17 protein-coding genes are annotated in these 18497 nt (G+C 65.7%); 10 read left to right on the plus strand and 7 right to left on the minus strand.

The genetic code is table 11. The annotated features are described in order from the left end of the window. Nucleotides 1–71 precede the first annotated feature (71 nt). On the minus strand, nucleotides 72–827 hold the full coding sequence (locus ACPXCG_RS01690; RefSeq protein WP_425788497.1) for a lytic transglycosylase domain-containing protein: 756 nt from the start codon (nucleotides 825–827) through the stop codon (nucleotides 72–74). Between the two features lie 155 nt (nucleotides 828–982). On the opposite strand from ACPXCG_RS01690, the gene efeU reads away from it, so the two are divergent. From efeU to efeB, 3 genes are all read left to right on the plus strand, one after another. Next, entirely contained in the window at nucleotides 983–1891 is a 909-nt protein-coding gene (gene efeU / locus ACPXCG_RS01695) for an iron uptake transporter permease EfeU (protein ID WP_425788499.1), read from the plus strand. Nucleotides 1892–1963: 72 nt separating this feature from the next. Further along, a complete protein-coding gene (gene efeO, locus ACPXCG_RS01700) occupies nucleotides 1964–3112 on the plus strand; it encodes an iron uptake system protein EfeO (protein WP_425790427.1) in 1149 nt (382 codons plus the stop codon). Further along, nucleotides 3113–4417 carry an iron uptake transporter deferrochelatase/peroxidase subunit gene (efeB, locus tag ACPXCG_RS01705; RefSeq protein ID WP_425788500.1) on the plus strand — a complete coding sequence of 435 codons (1305 nt, stop codon included), beginning with the start codon at nucleotides 3113–3115 and terminating at the stop codon, nucleotides 4415–4417. On the opposite strand, the gene ACPXCG_RS01710 is transcribed toward efeB, so the two are convergent. From ACPXCG_RS01710 to ACPXCG_RS01720, 3 genes are all read right to left on the minus strand, one after another. Continuing rightward, the gene (locus ACPXCG_RS01710; protein WP_425788501.1) at nucleotides 4399–5379 is read right to left on the minus strand and encodes a MazG family protein; all 981 of its coding nucleotides are present in this window, start codon (nucleotides 5377–5379) and stop codon (nucleotides 4399–4401) included. The genes efeB and ACPXCG_RS01710 overlap by 19 nt on opposite strands. Nucleotides 5380–5510: 131 nt before the next feature. Beyond that, a complete protein-coding gene (mfd, locus tag ACPXCG_RS01715) occupies nucleotides 5511–9107 on the minus strand; it encodes a transcription-repair coupling factor (RefSeq protein ID WP_425788503.1) in 3597 nt (1198 codons plus the stop codon). 35 nt (nucleotides 9108–9142) lie between these two features. Continuing rightward, a complete protein-coding gene (locus ACPXCG_RS01720; protein WP_425788505.1) occupies nucleotides 9143–9640 on the minus strand; it encodes a GNAT family N-acetyltransferase in 498 nt (165 codons plus the stop codon). 95 nt (nucleotides 9641–9735) lie between these two features. On the opposite strand from ACPXCG_RS01720, the gene ACPXCG_RS01725 reads away from it, so the two are divergent. Further along, the gene (locus ACPXCG_RS01725) at nucleotides 9736–10524 is read left to right on the plus strand and encodes a dioxygenase (protein ID WP_425788507.1); all 789 of its coding nucleotides are present in this window, start codon (nucleotides 9736–9738) and stop codon (nucleotides 10522–10524) included. A 20-nt stretch (nucleotides 10525–10544) separates the two neighbouring features. Here ACPXCG_RS01725 and ACPXCG_RS01730 read toward each other — a convergent pair whose 3' ends face one another. Continuing rightward, nucleotides 10545–11606, minus strand: a complete 1062-nt coding sequence (locus ACPXCG_RS01730; protein ID WP_425788509.1) for a phosphotransferase family protein — start codon at nucleotides 11604–11606, stop codon at nucleotides 10545–10547. 4 nt (nucleotides 11607–11610) lie between these two features. Next, a complete protein-coding gene (locus tag ACPXCG_RS01735; protein WP_425788511.1) occupies nucleotides 11611–12726 on the minus strand; it encodes a hypothetical protein in 1116 nt (371 codons plus the stop codon). A 94-nt stretch (nucleotides 12727–12820) separates the two neighbouring features. On the opposite strand from ACPXCG_RS01735, the gene ACPXCG_RS01740 reads away from it, so the two are divergent. Continuing rightward, the gene (locus tag ACPXCG_RS01740; RefSeq protein ID WP_425788513.1) at nucleotides 12821–13459 is read left to right on the plus strand and encodes a TetR-like C-terminal domain-containing protein; all 639 of its coding nucleotides are present in this window, start codon (nucleotides 12821–12823) and stop codon (nucleotides 13457–13459) included. Here the strand turns inward: ACPXCG_RS01740 and ACPXCG_RS01745 are convergent. Further along, nucleotides 13420–14115: a TetR/AcrR family transcriptional regulator gene (locus ACPXCG_RS01745; RefSeq protein ID WP_267631593.1), complete on the minus strand. Its 696-nt coding sequence runs from the start codon at nucleotides 14113–14115 to the stop codon at nucleotides 13420–13422. The two genes, ACPXCG_RS01740 and ACPXCG_RS01745, sit on opposite strands and share 40 nt — an antisense overlap. Before the next feature lie 47 nt (nucleotides 14116–14162). Here ACPXCG_RS01745 and ACPXCG_RS01750 point away from each other — a divergent pair, with 47 nt between their 5' ends. From ACPXCG_RS01750 to ACPXCG_RS01770, 5 genes are all read left to right on the plus strand, one after another. Next, entirely contained in the window at nucleotides 14163–14576 is a 414-nt protein-coding gene (locus tag ACPXCG_RS01750; RefSeq protein ID WP_425788516.1) for a nuclear transport factor 2 family protein, read from the plus strand. Nucleotides 14577–14810: 234 nt separating this feature from the next. Then, nucleotides 14811–15455, plus strand: coding sequence for an ABC transporter permease (locus ACPXCG_RS01755; RefSeq protein WP_425788517.1), 645 nt, complete (start codon nucleotides 14811–14813; stop codon nucleotides 15453–15455). Then, nucleotides 15452–16774, plus strand: a complete 1323-nt coding sequence (locus ACPXCG_RS01760; protein ID WP_425788519.1) for an ATP-binding cassette domain-containing protein — start codon at nucleotides 15452–15454, stop codon at nucleotides 16772–16774. The genes ACPXCG_RS01755 and ACPXCG_RS01760 overlap by 4 nt, the downstream gene beginning before the upstream one ends. Continuing rightward, a complete protein-coding gene (locus tag ACPXCG_RS01765; protein WP_425788521.1) occupies nucleotides 16771–17508 on the plus strand; it encodes an ABC transporter permease in 738 nt (245 codons plus the stop codon). Before ACPXCG_RS01760 ends, ACPXCG_RS01765 begins: the two co-directional genes overlap by 4 nt. Continuing rightward, complete coding sequence (locus ACPXCG_RS01770) at nucleotides 17505–18497, plus strand: glycine betaine ABC transporter substrate-binding protein (protein WP_425788523.1); 993 nt, start codon at nucleotides 17505–17507, stop codon at nucleotides 18495–18497. The genes ACPXCG_RS01765 and ACPXCG_RS01770 overlap by 4 nt, the downstream gene beginning before the upstream one ends.

Here is an 18497-nt window from a genome sequence, read left to right on the forward strand (position 1 = left end):
GACGGGTACGGGTCAAAGCCTAATCGTTGGCCCGTGGACGCACGTGACAAGGGAGGGACCCGGCGCGGACCTCAGTATCGGACGTTGACCGAGTAGGCGTTGGCACGGTCACGGACGTCGAGGACGTACTTCATCGAGTTGTTGTAGACCTTGACGGCATCCTCCCAGCCCTCAGGTGTGGTCATGTCACCGCCCGAGGACACACAGAGATAGCGTGCTGCCGACAGCGCGGCGTCGTCGATGTTGTCTGGGTCGGCTCTTCCGTCACCGTTGGCATCCACCCCGTAACGCTTCCACGTCTCCGGGATGAACTGGAACGGTCCCATCGCGCGATCATGTGTGGGATCGCCGTCCAGCTTTCCCCCATCGGTGTCGTGGATCTGCATGTTGCCCTTGGTGCCGTCGAGGGCCACGCCACGAATCGGCGGCGCGGTGTCACCGTTTGCCGCGATCTCGGTCCCGTGGTGGGTGCCGTGCTTGCTCTCCACCGCCGCCACCCCGGCCAGCGTCGTCCACGCGAGTCCGCATTCCGGATGCTGCTGACGTTGGATCTCCGCGGCATTGCCGTACGCCTCGAGCGCGATCAGGGGGATACCGGTGGAGTCCGAGATGGGCCCGGCCCAGCCGCGCAGCAACTCGGAGGTCCGCCCCGGGGCGTTGACGTCGATGTACGGGGTCGGCGCACCAGGGCCCGGCGGGATGCCGTCCGGGATGTCGGGACGGTTCAGCGAGGGCAGGTCGAGGCACGCGGAGGCGAGCAGCGCGCTCGCGGCGATCATCAGCGGAGCCAGAACCAGCCGGCGACCGGCCCCACGCCCCACGCTCATGCGCCTCCTCACTGCATCTCCTTCTGGGTCCCTTGTTCTGTTCTCCATGACAACTGCGGGGTACCTCTTTCAGTTCCCAGGCCGTGAGGCTACTGTCATCTGGTTAGCCTCACCAAACCTGAACACCGATGTAGTTCAGTCACAGAAAGTCCGGCATGCAGCACTTGGCCGCGGGTGGCGCGCCCTCAATTTTCGCGCAGATGTTCGGTAGCGGACTCATCGGTGTTCGCGAAGGCCTCGAAACCGGCATCGTGGTGATGATCCTGGTGGCGTTCGTGGTGAAGGCCGACCGGCGGGACGCGTTGAAGTGGATCTGGGCGGGGGTCTCGGTCGCGGTCGCGATGGTCGTGGTGATCTTCTTGGTCATCCACCTGGGCACCTCCACGGTCACCACGCTGACCGCCGAATTGATCGCCGGGCTGGCATCGCTGCTCGCGGTGGTGATCGTCACCTTCATGGTGTTGTGGATGAGCAAGGCCGCCGCGCACATCTCGAGCGACCTGAAATCAGGGTTATCGAACGCGTTGCTGACCGGTGGCGCCTCGGTGATGGGCCTGGCATTCCTCGCCGTCGGGCGCGAGGGGTTCGAGACCGCGCTGCTGATGGTCGGCTACGCCGAGAGCGTGTCAGGGAGCCTGTGGCCGTTGCTCGGTCTGTTGCTGGGCATCGTGGTCGCAATCGTGGTGACCGTGCTGCTCTATCGCGGGGCGGTGAAGCTGAACTTTCACACCTTCTTCCTCTATACGGGGGTCTTCTTGATCTTCGTCGCCGCAGGCATCCTGTCCTACGGCGTCCGGGCCTTACAGACCGTGGGGTGGCTGGCCGGGGGCAACACTCTCGCGTTCGACATCTCCGAGCACTACGACCAATCGTCGTGGTACGGCACCCTGTTGGCCGGCATCTTCAACGTCCGCCCCGATCCGACGGTCCTGCAGGTGGTGGCGTGGTGCCTGTATGTCGTGGTCGTGCTCTATTTCTTCCTCCGTGCGAACCGGCGGCCCCCGGTCCCGGTCGATGACGGTTCCAGCTCGCAAGCCCCGGCAGCCACAGACGCCGGTACCTGAAAGGAACACAGGGTGAATCCGAGAATCACCACTCCCATCGCGTTGCTGTCGCTGACGGTCGCCGCGCCGATCATGTTGGCCGGCTGCACCTCCAAGGACAGTGCGAACGGCGCGATTGCGGTCACCTCGACCAATGACGGCTGCGACCTGGACGGCACCGAGGCCCAGACCGGTGATGTGAACTTCAAGGTGACCAACAACGGGTCCAAGGTCACCGAGTTCTACGTCTACGGCAACAACAACCGGGTTCTCGGTGAAGTGGAGAACATCGGGCCGGGTCTGTCGGGGAATCTGACCGTCGAGGTCACCGACCCGGGCACGTACACGGTGGCCTGCAAGCCGGGCATGGTCGGAACCGGCATCCGCAAGGAGATCTCGGTGACCGGTGAGAAGAAGGACAAGGAGGAGGTTCCCGCCGACGTCAACGCCGCGAAGGCGCGCTACCTCGATTATGCGCGAGGCCAGGTCAATGGACTCACGGCACAGGCACAGATCTTCGTCGACCACGTCAAGGCCGGCGAACTCGACCAGGCCAAGGCCATGTTCGGGCAGGTCCGCACCTTCTACGAGCGAATCGAGCCCGTCGCCGAGTCATTCCCCGTTCTCGACCCCGCCATCGACATGCGCTGGGACGACACCGAAGACGGATCGGTCCCGTTCACCGGCTTCCACCGCATCGAGCGGGCGCTGTGGCCGCCACAGCAGGCCGAGATCGGCGAGGCGCCCGGACAAATCGCGCCGGCCGACGCCGCCAATGCGAAGGCCACCGACAACAAGGCCGACATCGACAAGGTCGCCGACGAACTCCTGGCGAACGTGAACAAGCTCAAGACCGAGGTCGACAAGCCCGACTTCACCTTCGAGACACGCCAGTTCGTGCAGGGGCCCCAGGCATTGATCGACGAGATCGCCGCCACCAAGGTCGGCGGTGAAGAGGACCGCTACTCCCATACCGACCTGTGGGACTTCGCCGCCAACGTCGACGGTGCCGAGACCTTGATCGCTGACATGCAGCCGATGATCTCGGCCAAGGACCAACCACTGATGGACAAGATCACCGCCCAGTTCGCCGATGTCCGCGCCGCCATCAACCAGTACCGCGACGGCGATGGGTATGTGAGCTATACCCAGGTCGATGAGGAACAGCGCAAGGATCTGTCGAACAAGATCGATGCGCTGTCGGCGTCGCTGTCACAGGTCCCGGGACTGGTGCTGGGATAAATGTCGCACAACAGCCCGCAGCAAGCCGAACCCTCGGGACCCCAACGCTTCTCGCGTCGAGCACTGTTAGGGGGCGCCGGCGTCGGGGTGGTCGCGGCAGCCGCGGGCGGCGCGATCGGGCGGGCGACCGCGGCCGAGGACACCAGCGGAACGCAGGTGGTCGCGTTCCGGGGCGAACGTCAGGCCGGGATCATCACGGCCGCACAAGACCGCTTACACTTCGCCAGTTTCGACGTGATCACCGATTCCCGGTCGGATCTGATCGCGATGCTCCAGAAGTGGACGGTCGCGGCCGAGCGCATGTCCCGCGGCGAACCGACCACACCGGACGGTGCCGTCGGACTCGGCGATTACACGCCACCCACCGACACCGGGGAGGCGCTCGGTCTCGACGCCGCCAATCTCACGCTCACGATCGGGTTCGGACCCGGGCTGTTCGGGCCGAGTGCATCCGACCCGGATCGTCCCGATCGTTTCGGCATCGCCGATCGCAAGCCCGCCGCCCTCGTCGACCTGCCGGCGTTCGCCGCCGAGAAGATCGAATCGTCCCGGTCGTTCGGTGACATCTGCGTGCAGGCCTGCGCAGACGACCCACAGGTCGCGGTGCACGCCATCCGGAATCTGGCCCGGATGGGTCTGGGTGTGGTGGCCGTCCGTTGGTCGCAACTAGGATTCGGCCGCACGTCGTCCACCACCCAGTCCCAGGACACACCGCGCAACATGTTCGGCTTCAAGGACGGAACCGCGAACCTGAGAGCCGAGGACACCGATCTGCTCGACCGCTGGGTGTGGGTTGCCAAGGAGGACAACCCCGCGAACGCCCAGTGGATGACCGGCGGCACCTACCTCGTCGCACGCCGGATCCGGATGGACATCGAGCCGTGGGATCGCGCCAATCTGTTGGAGCAGGAACAGGTCATCGGACGGCTGAAGGGGTCCGGCGCACCGCTGGGTCAACAGAACGAGTTCGACACCCCGGACTTCAACGTCACCTCCTACGGCGCACCGATGATCCCCCGGACCGCACATGTCCGCCTCGCCCATCCCGACAACCAGGGCGGGGTTCAGATCCTGCGCCGGGGCTACAACTTCACCGATGGCTCAGACGGATTCGGCCATCTCGACGCCGGGCTGTTCTTCATCGCGTTCAATCGGGACACCGGAAAGCAATTCGTGCCGATGCAGCAGGTGTTGTCCCGCCAGGACGCGATGACCGAGTACCTGATCCCGAACGGATCGTCGGTCTTCGCGGTGCCCCCGGGATTGCGGCCCGGCGAATGGTGGGGTCAGGGACTGTTCGGCTGAGCCCGAGACTCCTCGTCGACAGCAACCGGTTCTTCGTCGACAGCAACCGGTTCTCCGTCGACAGCAACGGGGCCCAGCGCCGCGAGCCACGCCGCACGCGTGCTCAACACTCCCCCATCGGCGTCCGCGTGCTTCTCGACGTCGCGGACGTGCGCCATGAACGCCCGAACTCGTTGTCGTGCCAGCTCTTCGACGCTGTCGCCGCCGGGTTCGACGACGACCGACGTGATCGCCGGATCGATGGTGTCGAGCGGAAAGTCAGCGGCGGACAGTCGCTCCAGGACCTTCTGTGTCAGGGCCAGCGCCGGCGCCGTCGTGGCAACCCCGTCGAAGACCGATCCACGGTTCTTCTCCGCCGCTTTGCGTTCTTCCCATTCACGGATCTGCGTCTCGAGATCGGCATGAGCACCGGACAATATGCCCGGCGTGCGACCGGTCACCTTGTCGGTGAAACCCTGGGCGACATCGTCGATGTCGAACGGATGGTCGGGATCGTCGGCGGCGATCCGGGCGTGGAACAACACCTGGAGCAACAGGTCTCCCAGTTCCTCGCGGAGCAGCTCGGAATCGTCGTCGTCGATCGCATCGAGCAGTTCATAGCATTCTTCGAGCAGGTACCGGCGCAGCGAGGCGTGTGTCTGGGTGCTCTCCCACGGTCCGTTTCGTCGGAGAGTGTCCATGAGCGCGACAGCCGCCAGCAATGCGTCGCCGGGAACCTCTCGGGCCGCGATCAGGTCGTCGCCTCGCTCGAGACGGGCGCGGACGAATCGGTGCATCCGGTCGCTCGTGAGCAGGGTCGACTCGGGATCGTCCACCTCGGCCCAGGACGCCGATGTCTTTCCCAACTCCCACAGCGTCGAGGGATGGATGTCCTCGGTGATGACGAGTGGGCCGGAGAGCAGCGGGATGGCGCGCAACGGGATCACGTCAGGGCGAAGGGGATCGAGTAGCACGACGGTCATCGAGTCATCCTCCGGGTCGGGCTGCGGGTGTCACGACCGTAACCCAGGACGGGCGGGGTGGGTGGCCACACAGGCAGAGTCGATGACGTGTCGATGCTCTCGACGAGAAACCGGGTGCCCTCGACGAGCTTTCAGTCGGGCTGTGGCCGAAGGGCCAGCAAGAAGCCGTTGAGATAGTCGATGACCTCCTCGTCGCGCAGCCGAGCCGATCCGACGCCTCCGGTCCGCGGGATCGGCAACGTGATCACCGACGTCGTGGCCCGGTACCCGGCCGCCGGGTAGAGCCGTTTGAGTCTGACCTGTTCGCTGTCGAGCAGGGTCATCGGTGCGATCTTCACGCCGGTACCGGCCAGGCCGATCTCGGTGACCCCGCGCTCCCGGCATCGCAGCCGCAGTCGGGCGATGGCCGCGAGTCGACTGGTCTCCTCGGGCGGTTCGCCGTAGCGGTCGGCGAGTTCGGCCAGCACGCTGTCGACTGCCGCGTCGTCGGTCGCCGACGCGAGTTTCCGGTAGGCCTCCAGGCGCAGACGGTCGGAGTCGACGTACTCGACGGGGATGTGGGCATCCACGGGCAGGTCGATCCGAACCTCCGCGGGCTCGCTCGTCGTCACCGGCTTGCCGTCGGCGGCGGCACGGTAGGCCTCGACGGCCTCGCCGACCAGTCGCACGTACAGGTCGAACCCGACACCCGCCACGTGCCCGGACTGCTCGGCACCCAGAACGTTTCCCGCACCACGCAATTCGAGGTCCTTGAGCGCCACTGCCATGCCCGCGCCGAGTTCGTTGTTCTGGGCGATCGTGGCCAGGCGGTCGTAGGCCGTCTCGGTGAGCGGGCGCTCGGGGCTGTAGAGCAAGTAGGCGTACCCACGCTCCCGGCTGCGTCCGACACGTCCGCGAAGCTGATGCAGCTGGGACAAACCCAGATTCTCGGCCCGGTCGACGATGAGGGTGTTGGCGTTGGAGATGTCGAGACCGGTCTCGATGATCGTGGTGCAGACCAGGACGTCGTACTCGCGGTTCCAGAACCCGGCGACGGTGCGTTCGAGCTGATCCTCGTTCAACTGACCGTGGGCCACGACGACCCGTGCCTCGGGGACCATCTGGGCGATGTCTCGGGCGGTCTTGTCGATGGTCGAGACGCGGTTGTGCACGTAGAAGACCTGGCCGTCGCGCAGCAGTTCGCGTCGGATCGCGGCGCCGACCTGTTTTGCCGCGTATCCACCGACGTAGGTGAGGACGGGATGTCGCTCCTCCGGCGGGGTGAGGATCGTCGACATCTCCCGGATGCCCGCCATCGACATCTCCAGCGTTCGCGGGATCGGCGTCGCCGACATCGTCAACACGTCGACGTGCGTGCGCAACGACTTGATGTGTTCCTTGTGCTCGACACCGAACCGCTGCTCCTCGTCGACGATAACCAGACCGAGGTCCTTCCACGTCACCCCGGACTGGAGGAGCCGGTGGGTCCCGATGACGATGTCGACGTCGCCGGTCGCCATGGCGTCGATGATCTCCTTCGAGTCCTTGGTGTCGGTGAATCTCGAGAGACCGCGGATCCGGACGGGGAACTCGCTCATCCGTTCGGTGAAGGTCTGCAGATGTTGTTGCGCAAGAATGGTTGTCGGCACGAGAACGGCGACCTGTTTGCCATCCTGCACCGCTTTGAACGCTGCCCGGACCGCGATCTCGGTCTTTCCGTAGCCGACATCGCCGACGATCACCCGGTCCATCGGGACCGCCCGCTCCATGTCCGACTTCACCTCGGCGATGACCGTGAGCTGATCCATCGTCTCGGTGAAATCGAAGGCGTCCTCCATCTCGCGCTGCCACGGGGTGTCCGGGCTGTAGGCGTACCCGGGGGCCGCGTGGCGGGCGGCGTAGAGCTGCACGAGCTCGCCGGCGATCTCCCGAACCGCCTTGCGTGCTTTGCGTTTGGTGTTCTGCCAGTCGGAGCCGCCCAGCTTCGACAACGACGGCTGTTCGCCACCGACATACCGCGACAACTGGTCGAGCGCGTCCATCGGTACGTAGAGCCGGTCGCCCGGTTGACCTCGCTTGCTCGCCGCGTACTCGAGGACCAGATACTCCCGCCGCGCCCCGGACACGGTCCGCTCGATCATCTCGACGAACTTGCCGATGCCGTGCTGATCATGCACCACCATGTCCCCGGCGGTCAGTGCCAACGGGTCGACCTGGTTGCGACGCTTGGCCGGCAGCCGTCGGCCGTCGCGCACGCCGGCCACCCGGTTGCCGGTCAGGTCGGTCTCGGTGACGATCACCAGCTGCGCATCGGGGCACACCACACCGCTGCGCAGCGTCCCGTGGAACACCGAGACCTGGCCCGGCTGGGGCCGGACACCGGGTTCGACGATCTCGGCGGGCACCTCGGCCTCGGCCAGCCGCTCGCCGACCCGCTGCGCGGTTCCCTTGCCCGCCACGACGACGGCCGCGATGCCACCGGTGGTGACATGCGCGCGAAGATTCGCGAAGGTGGCGGCGATGTCTGCCTCGTTGCCACGCGGAGCGGGCCCCGCGGTCAGGTCGAGTTCGATCTCGTCGCCGCTCCCGGTCGAGAGCGGGCTCATCGTCCACCAGGAACGGCCGGCGGCCAGCGTCGTCTTCTCGACCTCGTCGAGGGATCGGTACGAGCTCGCCTGCAGGTCGATGCCCGAACCGTCGGCAGCACGGCCGTCGACGGGGGCGTCTGCACCCAACGCCGCGGCCGTCCACGACGCCTCCAGGAACTCCGCCCCGGTCTGCGCGAGATCTGCCGCTCGGGTGCGGACCTTCTCCGGGTCCAGCAACAGGACACCGGTCCCGTCCGGGAACACCTGTGTCAGCATCTGCATCCGACCCTCGACGAGCATCGGGATCAGGGCTTCCATCCCTTCCACCGGAATGCCCTCGGCCAGCTTCGCCAGCATCTCCGCGAGCACCTGTTCACCGGCGTGCTCGGCCGCCAGGCCGGCGGCACGTGCGCGGACCTCGGGCGTCAGGATCAGCTCGCGGCCCGGATGGATGCGAACCACGGACGCATCGATCTCGGGCTGACTACGCTGGTCGGCCACCGAGAAGGCCCGGATCTCGGAGATCTCGTCGCCCCAGAACTCGACGCGTACCGGGAAGTCGGCCGTCGTCGGGAAGACGTCGAGGATGCCGCCACGGACAGCGAACTCGCCACGCCGCCCCACCATGTCCACGCGCTCGTAGGCCATCTCGACGAGGTCGTTCAGCAGACCTTCGAAATCGATCTCGATGCCTTCGCGCAACGTGATGGTGCGGGTCTCACCCAAGCCGGGGGCCATCGGCTGGACCAGCGATCGCACCGTGGTGACCACCACCCGCAGGGCGGTGCCCTCCTCGGGATTGGCCAGTCGATGCAGGACCGCCAGGCGCTGGCCGACCGTGTCCGCGCTCGGCGACAGTCGCTCGTGCGGCAGGGTCTCCCACGACGGGAACTGGGCGACCGCAGCCGGGTCGTCGAGGAGTTCGGCCAGTTCGGCGGTCAGATCGTCGGCCTCGCGCCCGTTGGCGGAGACCACCAGCAGCGGAGCGGCGGAGGACTCGGTCGCCGCGGCGCCGGCGAGGCAGGCCACCACGAAGGGCCGGGCCGAATCCGGCGCGCTGATGTCGAGACGCTCCTGGCCCCTCCGCCCCACCAGATCCGCGATCGCCTTGTCCGAACATGTGACCGCGGCGAGCCCGTGCAGGGCGGGGGTTGATGACACTCCAGAGATTCTAGTTTGTCGGGTGCGACGAAAGATCAGCCCAGCGGGCGCTGCAGGTAAACGCAGTCGATCCACTGGTCGAACTTGTATCCGACGGCGGGTGTCCGGCCGACCTCGGCGAAGCCGTGCTTGGTGTGCAAGGCGATCGACGCCTCGCCGCCGGTGGCGGCGATCACCGCGATGACCTGCCGCACGTTGTCCGGGTCGGCCGCCTCGAGCAGGGCACCCAGCAATGCCGATCCGATTCCCCGACCGCCGGCATCGGGGTTCAGGTAGATGGTGTCCTCGACCGTCCAGGCATATGCACGCTTGTCGCGGAAGGATCCGAGGTAGGCGAACCCCAGGACTGTCCCCTCGTCCTCTGCCACCAGGAACGGTCGCCCGGCCGCGACTATCCCGGCACGCTTGGCCTCCCACGCGTCCCGGGTCGGCGCCTCGTAGTCGAAGGTCGCGAAGGTGTGCTCGACGTAATGCCGGTAGATATCGGAGACCGGGGCACAATCGGCCGATACGGCGGGACGGATGGAGACCATGCGACAGATGATGCCGGATCGCCGGCGCTGCTCGCGAACGAGTCACGGCCGCGCGGAATCAAACGGACCATGGTCCAGTTGACTAGGATATGGCCATGCCAGAGGAGACGTCACCTCAACCCGCGCTCTTCCTGAGCCACGGCGCACCACCCTTGGTCGACAGCCAACGCTGGGTGGATCAGTTGACGGCGCTCGCAGGGCGCCTCGACCGGCCGTCGGCAATCCTCATGGTCTCCGCACACTGGGAGGCGGCACCCCTGACCATCGGGTCGACCGACCCCACCACCGCGCTCACCTACGACTTCTGGGGCTTCCCCGACCGCTTCTACCAGACCACTTACTGGTCCCCGGGCGCCGACGGCCTCGCCAAACGGGTCGCGGCCATGATGCCCGACGGCGAGCCGATTACCCACGACCGACATCGCCGCCTCGACCACGGCGCGTACGTCCCATTGACGGTGATGTACCCCGACGCCGACATCCCGGTTCTGCAGGTCTCCCTACCGACGCTCGACCCGGAACGATTGCTCGATCTCGGCCGTCGTCTGGCACCGCTGCGGGAGGAGGGCGTGTTGATCATCGGTTCGGGCTTCACCACCCACGGTCTCCCCTATCTGACCGACCCGACGCCCGAAGCCACCCCGCCGGGGTGGTCGGCGGAGTTCGACGCCTGGGCCCAGGAGCGTTTCGCAGCGGGAGATGTCGAGTCGCTCATCGACTTCCGCAATCGTGCCCCCGGCATGCCCTATGCGCACCCGACCATCGAGCACTTCTCCCCGCTCTTTGTCGCACTCGGTGCGAGCAGCGACGTCGAGCAGAAGCCCGATCAGGTGATCGACGGGTTCTGGATGGGATTGGCCAAGCGGAGTCTGGTCCTGTCCTGATCGCGCTGGTCCTGTCCTGCTCATGCGATCCCGCCACCGAACACGTGGTCTAGCCGCTCGATGCAGATCTCCGCGAGGTCGACGTCCCCGAGGTCGAGGATCTGATTGAGACGCAGGAGTGGAACGGCCAGCAACAGTCCGGCGGTCACCTGGGCGAACTGCATGTGGTCCAGCCGCATACCGGTACGCCGCCGATAGCGGTCGAGGGTCTCTTCGATCGACGGCGTACCCGGGGCCGGGGCGTGGTCGGGAAACGGGCTGCTGATCCAGTCGGTGGTCAGCATCCACGCGAGATCGCCTGCCGGGTCGCCGAGGTAGGCGACTTCCCAGTCCAACGCCGCGACCACATCGAAATCGTTGCCGTAGAGCACATTCGACATCCTGCTGTCGCCCCAGCACAGCCCGACATGTTCGGGCTCGTACAGATGGCCGTCCAGCCAGTCGAGGGCATCGACGAACTCCTTGCGCGGCTCGCCCGATCCGCTCGCCCACCCGACGGCGTACCGGAGGAATCCGGCCAGCCGTTGCGGTGCCGACGATCCGAATGCACGAAGATCAAGGAAGCCGAGACGCCGCGCGGACGGATCCACCGCACGAATCGACGCGATCACGTCGATGCAGCCGTTCCACAATTCGGCGCGGCCCGCCGCATCCGCGTCGGCGAAGACACCGGCCTGGTGATACGGCGGGACATCGCTGACCGTCACGGCGTCGTCGATGCGGTCCATCACGAAGTACGGTGTCCCCAGGTCGGTCCCGTGCGCATCGATCCACCGCATTGTCGGGACCGGGACGTCGGTGGTGCGGAGGCGGTCCATCGTCAGATACTGCCGCCGCAAGTCGAAATCCGGCAGGACCGGACGTTCGGGAGGCCTCCGGAACACCAGCCCGACCGAATCGTCGTCGCCGTCGTCGAGTCCGAGGAGGTCGAAGAGGTAGGTCTCGGTCGAGAAGCCCTGGGTCGCCGGTCGCCAGTTCTCGATCCGCGCCCCTCGCGCTCCGGGAAAACGTTGGCGAACAACCGGCTCGAGCGCCTCGGGTAGGAGATCTGGCGCGATGCGCGAGGCCGGTGAGCTCGTCACCCGATCACCAGCCCGTGTAGCCGTAGCGCGGATAGGCACCGACGAACACCATCTCGACCAGCCCGTGTCCCACTTTGCCGTCCATCCGCACCTCGCAGAGCGTCTCGCTGACGAAGCTGACCGGGCGGATCGCCTCCGCATCACTCGCGTCGATGGTGAATCCGTCGATGAAATCCGTTCCACGCCAATACCCCGACGCGTAGCCATGGAACTCCTGATACCCGGCCAGACCCGGCCAGAAGTCACAGATCGGCGTCACCTCGATGGTGCTGGTGGTCCGGTCATCACGGTGGACGTCGAAGGTTCCACCGCTGATCACACGGAGTTCATCCCGAAACTTGAGATCGTGGTCGATGTCGATGATCGGCGACGATGAGCCACCATCGGCCAGGCGATGCAAGATCTCGCCCTCGAACTGCGTTCGGCGCCCGTCGGAATCCTCCCGCTGCGCGAAATGCACCAGCTCGTCGTCGAATTCGAAGATACCCATGTAATACAGCACGCCATCGGGGATCTCGCCCGGCTGCATCTCGGTGCCGTCCGGCAGGCTGCCACCCCCGGGTCCGTTGCGCACGCCCCACGAATGATCCCGCCCGAACCACCAACGTTGCGGGTCGATGTCGATGCGGTCGCCGTCGATCACGATGTGCCCGGACAGATTCCCGTTCTGGTAGAAGCGCCGCGCATTCTCCTGCACCCGTGCCCTCGTCCGGTGAAACGCCGGCGTCTGTTCGTAGGCTGGGAATTCGGCGGTCAGCACCAGGTCGAGTTCCAGCCCGTGTTCGTTGCCGCGCAGGGTCGTCCGAGTCCGGTGCAGCGGTTCTTCGACCGCGTACGTGTAGGGCCCGATCGAGTACGCGCCCAGTCCCACGGGTGCGGCGTCGATCTGACTGGACACCCGAACCACACGGGTCTCCCCACCGCGCCGGGAGACCATCGCGTAGGCATCGGTCACGTTGCGGTTGGGGTAGCGCGCCATCCCGGTCATCACCGTCACGTCGCCGGATGTGTCGAAGCCGTACATCACGATTCGCTCGACCCAGCGCAGATCACTCTGCTCGGGGTGATCGAACGTGGTCGACAGCTGGTGACAGAGCAACTCGTCGTGCGCAGTCAGCATGGTGTTCCTCCTCTGATGATCCGCTCCAGTCGCGGCAACGCATTACGTTACGGTCTATAACGAAATTGCGTGGCAGATTCGCTAGAGTCGTTCCGTGACCGCCGAACAGCGAAACCTCGCCGGCCGCCCTCGCGACCCGGAGAAGGACGTCGCCGTGCTGGACGCGGCACGCGCACTGCTACGGGAGGGCGGCTATCAGGCGGCGAACATCGCCGCCATCGCCCGCCGCGCCGGCGTCGGCACCCCGACCGTCTATCGACGGTGGGCACGACGGGAGACGCTGATCGAGGACGCGGTGTTCGGTGCGCGCGACATCGCACTGCCCGCCCCCACCGACGATCTCCATGCAGACCTGCGTACGTGGGTGCAATTGTTTCTCGCACACCTCGCCGACCCCGCGACACGGGCCGCGATCCCCGGACTACTCGTCGCGTATCAGCAGGACGACGACCTGTACGGAACTCTGCTGACCCGCGTCGAACGGAGCGTGCGATCGCACGTGGCCGACGCCGTGGCGGACGTCATCCCGTCCGGATCGCAGACGCTGCGCGCCGCACGCACCGACGCGCTCTTCGATCTCCTGGTCGGCGCAACGCTGGTCCGCGCGCTGACGTTCGGTCTGTATGACAGCGAGACCTTCTGCACACAGACCGCCGACGCGCTGATGGCCCTGGCGATGTCCGAGTGGGATCCTCAGTCCTCGACGGTCGTCCGGTCCCGATTCTCCACGTAACTGGGCCCGACGAGCTTCGGATCGGGATCGAGCCTGGTGAGTCCGTTCCAGCACAGATTCACCAGGTGGGCCGCCACAACCTCTTTCGGCGGCTCACGGACGTCCAACCACCACTGGGCGGTCACCGAGACCATGCCGACCAGCGCCTGCGCATAGAGCGGCGCCAACGCCGGGTCGAAGCCGCGACGTTCGAAATCACTGGCCAGGATGTGCTCCACCTGACTGATCGCATCGTTGAGAAGGCTTGAATACGTGGTGGTTTCGTCAGTACCGGTTCGATCGCCGCGAACGAGGATGCGGAACCCGTCGGTCCGCTCCTCCATGTAGGTGAGCAACGCCAGGGCCACCTGTTGGACTCGGTAGAGAGAACGATTCTTGGTCAGCGACGAGGTGACCATCTCCAGGAGGGTCTCCATCTCGCGGTCCACCACAACCGCATAGAGACCTTCCTTGCCGCCGAAATGCTCGTACACGATCGGCTTGGACACGCCCGCGCGCTGGGCGACCTCCTCGATCGAGGTTCCCTCGAACCCGCGCTCGGCGAACAGCCCTCTGGCCACCTCGATCAGCTGCAGGCGGCGCTGGGGTCCGGTCATCCGCGCACGAGGCGCGCGTTGCACCTCGTCGGACTTGTCGGTCGGGCGGCTCACTGCCATACCGACAACACTAACGACGTGCGCCCTGACACTGGTAATTGTTGGACATGTTGACCATCGAAGAGATCTCCGCACGCCTCGAGATCCAGCAGGTCCTGACCGACTACTCGACGGCGGTGGACTCCGCACGGTTCGACGACCTCGACGCGGTGTTCACCACCGACGCCGTCGTCGACTACAGCGTCATGGGCGGCATCGTCGGCGGGCCCGTCGAGGTCAAAGAGTGGCTCGCCGAGGTTCTTCCGAGCTTCTCGGCCTACTGCCATCTGCTGGGCAACCACGACATCCGGGTCGACGGCGCCACCGCGACGACCCGCACCCTGTGCCTGAACCCGATGCAGACACCGGACTCGTCGACTTTCCTCATCGGCATCTGGTACGCCGACACCTGGCTGCTGACCGACGACGGTTGGCGGATCAGAACGCGAACACTCGAGAAGTGTTTCGACAAACAGCTCTGACCGGCACCGATCGCGCGCACGACACCGATTGGCCACCAATCGTTACCTATTCGACATGAGGGCAGGTCAGGCCACATGTGTCGGCGGACTTTCGGAAGTCAAGAGTGCCGTCGCATCGAACAAAACCCTGCCTGACCGGACGTCGGCGGATTACTGTGAGATCCGGCTCAGACCTCAGATTGTGTCCGTCAGTTCGGGTTCTGATGCCGACGGGCCGACGACGAGGGGATTCCCGTGCAATTGTGGGATTACATCCAGGGGCATGCGGCCAACCTGACCTTCCTCACGTACCAACACGCCTCACTGGCATTTCAGACGGTGTTGGTCGGCGCAGTGGCCGCGGTGCTCATCGCCGTCGTGGTCTATCGGCTGCCGTTCTTCTCGTCGTTCACCCTGACCACCAGCCGCGTCGCGCTGACCATCCCGTCATTGGCCCTCCTCGCCCTGCTGATCGTGCCGTTCGGGCTGGGTGTGATCCCGAGTTTCATCATGCTGGCGTTCTTCGCCGCCATGCCCGTGATCGGCAACGCCATCGTCGGGTTGCGATCGGTTCCCGCGTCGGTGATCGAGGCGGCTCAGGGCATCGGCCTGTCCCGCTGGCGAATTCTGCTGTCCGTCGAGCTACCCATCGCCTGGCCGGTGATCCTCACCGGGATCCGCGTCTCCACCCAGATGATCATCGGCGTCGCCGCCATCGTGGCCTACGTACTCGGCCCCGGGCTGGGCTCGCTGATCTTCAGCGGCCTGTCCCGGCTCGGGGGTGCCAACGCCCTCGAGATGGCCCTCACCGGAACCGTTCTCATCGTCATCATCGCGTTGGTGTTTGACGGCCTCCTCGTCCTGCTCGGCCGCCTCACGATCTCCAAAGGACTGTCATGACCGAACCGGCAATGGACTCGGCCTCCCCCGACCGCACCGTCACCGGAACCTCGATCCGACTCGACGGCGTGATGAAGCGCTATCGAGGACAACACAAACCAGCTGTCGAGAGTCTGAGCCTGGAGATCGACGCCGGGGACATCGTCGCCTTCGTCGGTCCGTCCGGATGCGGGAAGACCACGATGCTGAAGATGATCAACCGGCTCATCGAGCCGACCGAGGGTCACATCTTCATCGGCGACCGCGACGTCACCAACGAGAATCCCGACAAGCTACGGCAATCCATCGGTTACGTGATCCAGTCCGGCGGCCTGTTCCCGCACTGGACGGTGTCGAAGAACATCGGCGCGATCCCCCGCGTGCTCGGCTGGGACAAGAAGAGGATCGCCGAGCGCACCGCCTACCTCCTCGATCTCGTCGGGCTCGATGCCGACACCTTCGCCGACAGACTGCCCAAGGACATGTCCGGCGGGCAGCAACAACGTGTCGGCGTGGCGCGTGCCCTGGCGGCCGATCCCCCGGTGCTCCTGATGGACGAACCCTTCGGTGCGGTCGACCCGATCACCCGGGTTCGTCTGCAGGACAGTCTCATCGCCATCCAGCACGAATTGGGCAAGACGATCGTCGTGGTGACCCACGATTTCGAAGAGGCCACAAAACTCGGCGACAAGGTCCTGGTCCTGTCCGAGGGCGGCCACATCGAGCAGTACGCGACACCCGAGGAGATCCTGGCCAACCCGGCCAGCCAATTCGTCGAGCAGTTCGTCGGGTCCGGTGCCACGCTGGCCCATCTGACATTGTCGCGCGTACGCGACGTGCAGCACGAGCCGGTCACGACCGCACGGGTCGGCGAGTCGGCGGACGCGGTCATCGCGCGAGCACGCTCCGCCGGGCACAACTGGGTGGTCGTCGTCGACAATTACGGCCATCCGCGCGCGTGGCCATCGCTCGAGGAGCTACGAACCAAGCCTCAGGTGTCCGACTACATCGACCGGCGGCTACCCGTCGTCGCACGGTCGTCGACGCTCAACGACGCCCTCGACTCCATGCTCGCGGCCAGTCAGGGCGGCGTCCTGGTGACCGACGGGCGCGGCGCCGTGATCGGGTCGTTGAGCATCGGATTGGTGATGGACGTGATCCGTGGTCAGCTGGCCGAAGTTCGCGACGACCCCGAATCCCTCTCCTATGTCGAGCATCCCGAGGGTTCGTCCACCAACGAGATGCCGGTGATCGTCGCTGCCGACGACGAGCCCGGCGTCGACACTCCGGTGGACGACCGATCGCCGGCCGGCGAACCAGGAGCCGGCGAGCACCCATGAGACGACTACGCCGCTTGCCGATGGACGTGTGGCTCGAGCCATTGCTCATCGTCGTACTCACCGCCGGGTATGTGATCTGGTATCAGGCAACCACATTCACCGAGACCGAACAGGCCTCACTCGGCTGGGACAACCTCCGGACCACCATTCTCGAGCACATCAAGCTGACCCTGGTGGCCACCGTCATCGTCGTGGTGATCGCGATCCCGTTGGGAATCCTGCTCACCCGGCCGTCGATGCGATGGCTCAACCCCATCGCCATCAACATCGCCAATGTCGGTCAGGCCGCACCGGCGGTCGGTCTGCTCGTCTTGTTCACGTTCTGGCTGGGCACCGGGTTCCGCACCGCCGTCATCGGTCTCGTCGTGTACGCCATCCTCCCGATCCTGCAGAACACCATCGTCGGTCTGCGCCAGGTGGATCAGCGGACCATCGAGGCCTCCCGGGGGATCGGCTATTCCGCGGCGCGAACCCTCGTCCAGGTGGAGCTGCCGCTCGCGGTCCCGGTGATTCTCAACGGCGTCCGCACCGCACTCGTGATCCTGGTCGGCACGGCCACGCTGAGCACCTTCATCGGCGCCACGAGCCTGGGCACACTGATCACCACCGGTGTCTCCCTCTTCCTGCCGAAACTCCTGGTGTCCGGCGCCATCCTGGTGGGCCTGCTGGCATTGACGATCGACTGGATCGGTCGGCTCGTCGAACTCTTCGCGACCCCCCGGGGGATCTCATGAGGTGGCCGCGACCGCGAAAGTCGTTGACGCGGACCGTCGGGCTCGCGGTGGTCACCCTGTTCGCAATCGCCGGCTGCGGCCTCGTCAGTTCGTCCGGTACCTTCCAGAAGGCGTCGCTGCCCGACGGCAAGACGCCGTTGTCGGGCGCCCAGATCACCGTGACGTCGAAGAACTTCACCGAGAGCGTCCTGCTCGGCAAGATCGCGGCCACCTACCTCGCGGCCGCAGGCGCCGACGTCACCGACCTCACCAACGCACCCGGATCCGCGTCGTCGCGGCAGGCTCAGCTCAACGGTGACGCGGACCTGCTGTGGGAGTACACCGGCACCGCGTGGGTCACCTATCACCATGAGACGGAGACGATCCCGGACCCGAAGGAACTGTGGACCCGCGTCCACGACATCGAGCTCAGCGAGAACAACCTCGTCTGGCTGCCGCCCGCGAACTTCAACGACACCTACGCCTTCGCCGTGTCCGGGCCGACGGCCGAGCGACTCAACGTCAAGACCATGTCCGACATCGCCAAGCTCCCGGTCAAGGATCGGACCTTCTGCATCAACGACGAGTTCTTCAGCAGGCCAGATGGTTTCCTGCCCATGCTCGAGACCTACGGGATGCCGTACAACACGCCGAACGGGGTGCCCGCGGGAAATGTGACGCAGATGGATTCCGGCGTCGTCTACACCTCGACGGCCAAGAGCCAGCCGTGCAACTTCGGGATGGTCTACACCACCGACGGCCGGATCAAGAACCTGCAGCTCGTCACCCTCGAGGACGACAAGAAGTACTTCCTGCCGTACAGCGGCACCGTGGTGGTCCGTAAGGAGACACTCGACGCGTACCCGGACATCGCCCCGCTGATGGATCAGGTGTCCGAACGGCTCACCGACGATGTGATGCAGGACCTGAACGGCCGCGTGGACATCGACGGTGAGGACCCCGCCGACGTCGCCTATGACTGGCTGAAGAGCGAAGGACTCATCACGTAG

The sequence above is a fragment of the Gordonia sp. DT218 genome, assembly GCF_049847105.1.
GTDB lineage: Bacteria > Actinomycetota > Actinomycetes > Mycobacteriales > Mycobacteriaceae > Gordonia.

Bases quoted from the DNA above. Each gene is read 5' to 3' on its own strand.
- ACPXCG_RS01690 (WP_425788497.1), bottom strand. From the start codon at position 827: ATGAGCGTGGGGCGTGGGGCCGGTCGCCGGCTGGTTCTGGCTCCGCTG.
- efeU (WP_425788499.1), top strand. From the start codon at position 983: ATGCAGCACTTGGCCGCGGGTGGCGCGCCCTCAATTTTCGCGCAGATG.
- efeO (WP_425790427.1), top strand. From the start codon at position 1,964: ATGTTGGCCGGCTGCACCTCCAAGGACAGTGCGAACGGCGCGATTGCG.
- efeB (WP_425788500.1), top strand. From the start codon at position 3,113: ATGTCGCACAACAGCCCGCAGCAAGCCGAACCCTCGGGACCCCAACGC.
- ACPXCG_RS01710 (WP_425788501.1), bottom strand. From the start codon at position 5,379: ATGACCGTCGTGCTACTCGATCCCCTTCGCCCTGACGTGATCCCGTTG.
- ACPXCG_RS01720 (WP_425788505.1), bottom strand. From the start codon at position 9,640: ATGGTCTCCATCCGTCCCGCCGTATCGGCCGATTGTGCCCCGGTCTCC.
- ACPXCG_RS01725 (WP_425788507.1), top strand. From the start codon at position 9,736: ATGCCAGAGGAGACGTCACCTCAACCCGCGCTCTTCCTGAGCCACGGC.
- ACPXCG_RS01735 (WP_425788511.1), bottom strand. From the start codon at position 12,726: ATGCTGACTGCGCACGACGAGTTGCTCTGTCACCAGCTGTCGACCACG.
- ACPXCG_RS01745 (WP_267631593.1), bottom strand. From the start codon at position 14,115: ATGGCAGTGAGCCGCCCGACCGACAAGTCCGACGAGGTGCAACGCGCG.
- ACPXCG_RS01750 (WP_425788516.1), top strand. From the start codon at position 14,163: ATGTTGACCATCGAAGAGATCTCCGCACGCCTCGAGATCCAGCAGGTC.
- ACPXCG_RS01760 (WP_425788519.1), top strand. From the start codon at position 15,452: ATGACCGAACCGGCAATGGACTCGGCCTCCCCCGACCGCACCGTCACC.
- ACPXCG_RS01765 (WP_425788521.1), top strand. From the start codon at position 16,771: ATGAGACGACTACGCCGCTTGCCGATGGACGTGTGGCTCGAGCCATTG.
- ACPXCG_RS01770 (WP_425788523.1), top strand. From the start codon at position 17,505: ATGAGGTGGCCGCGACCGCGAAAGTCGTTGACGCGGACCGTCGGGCTC.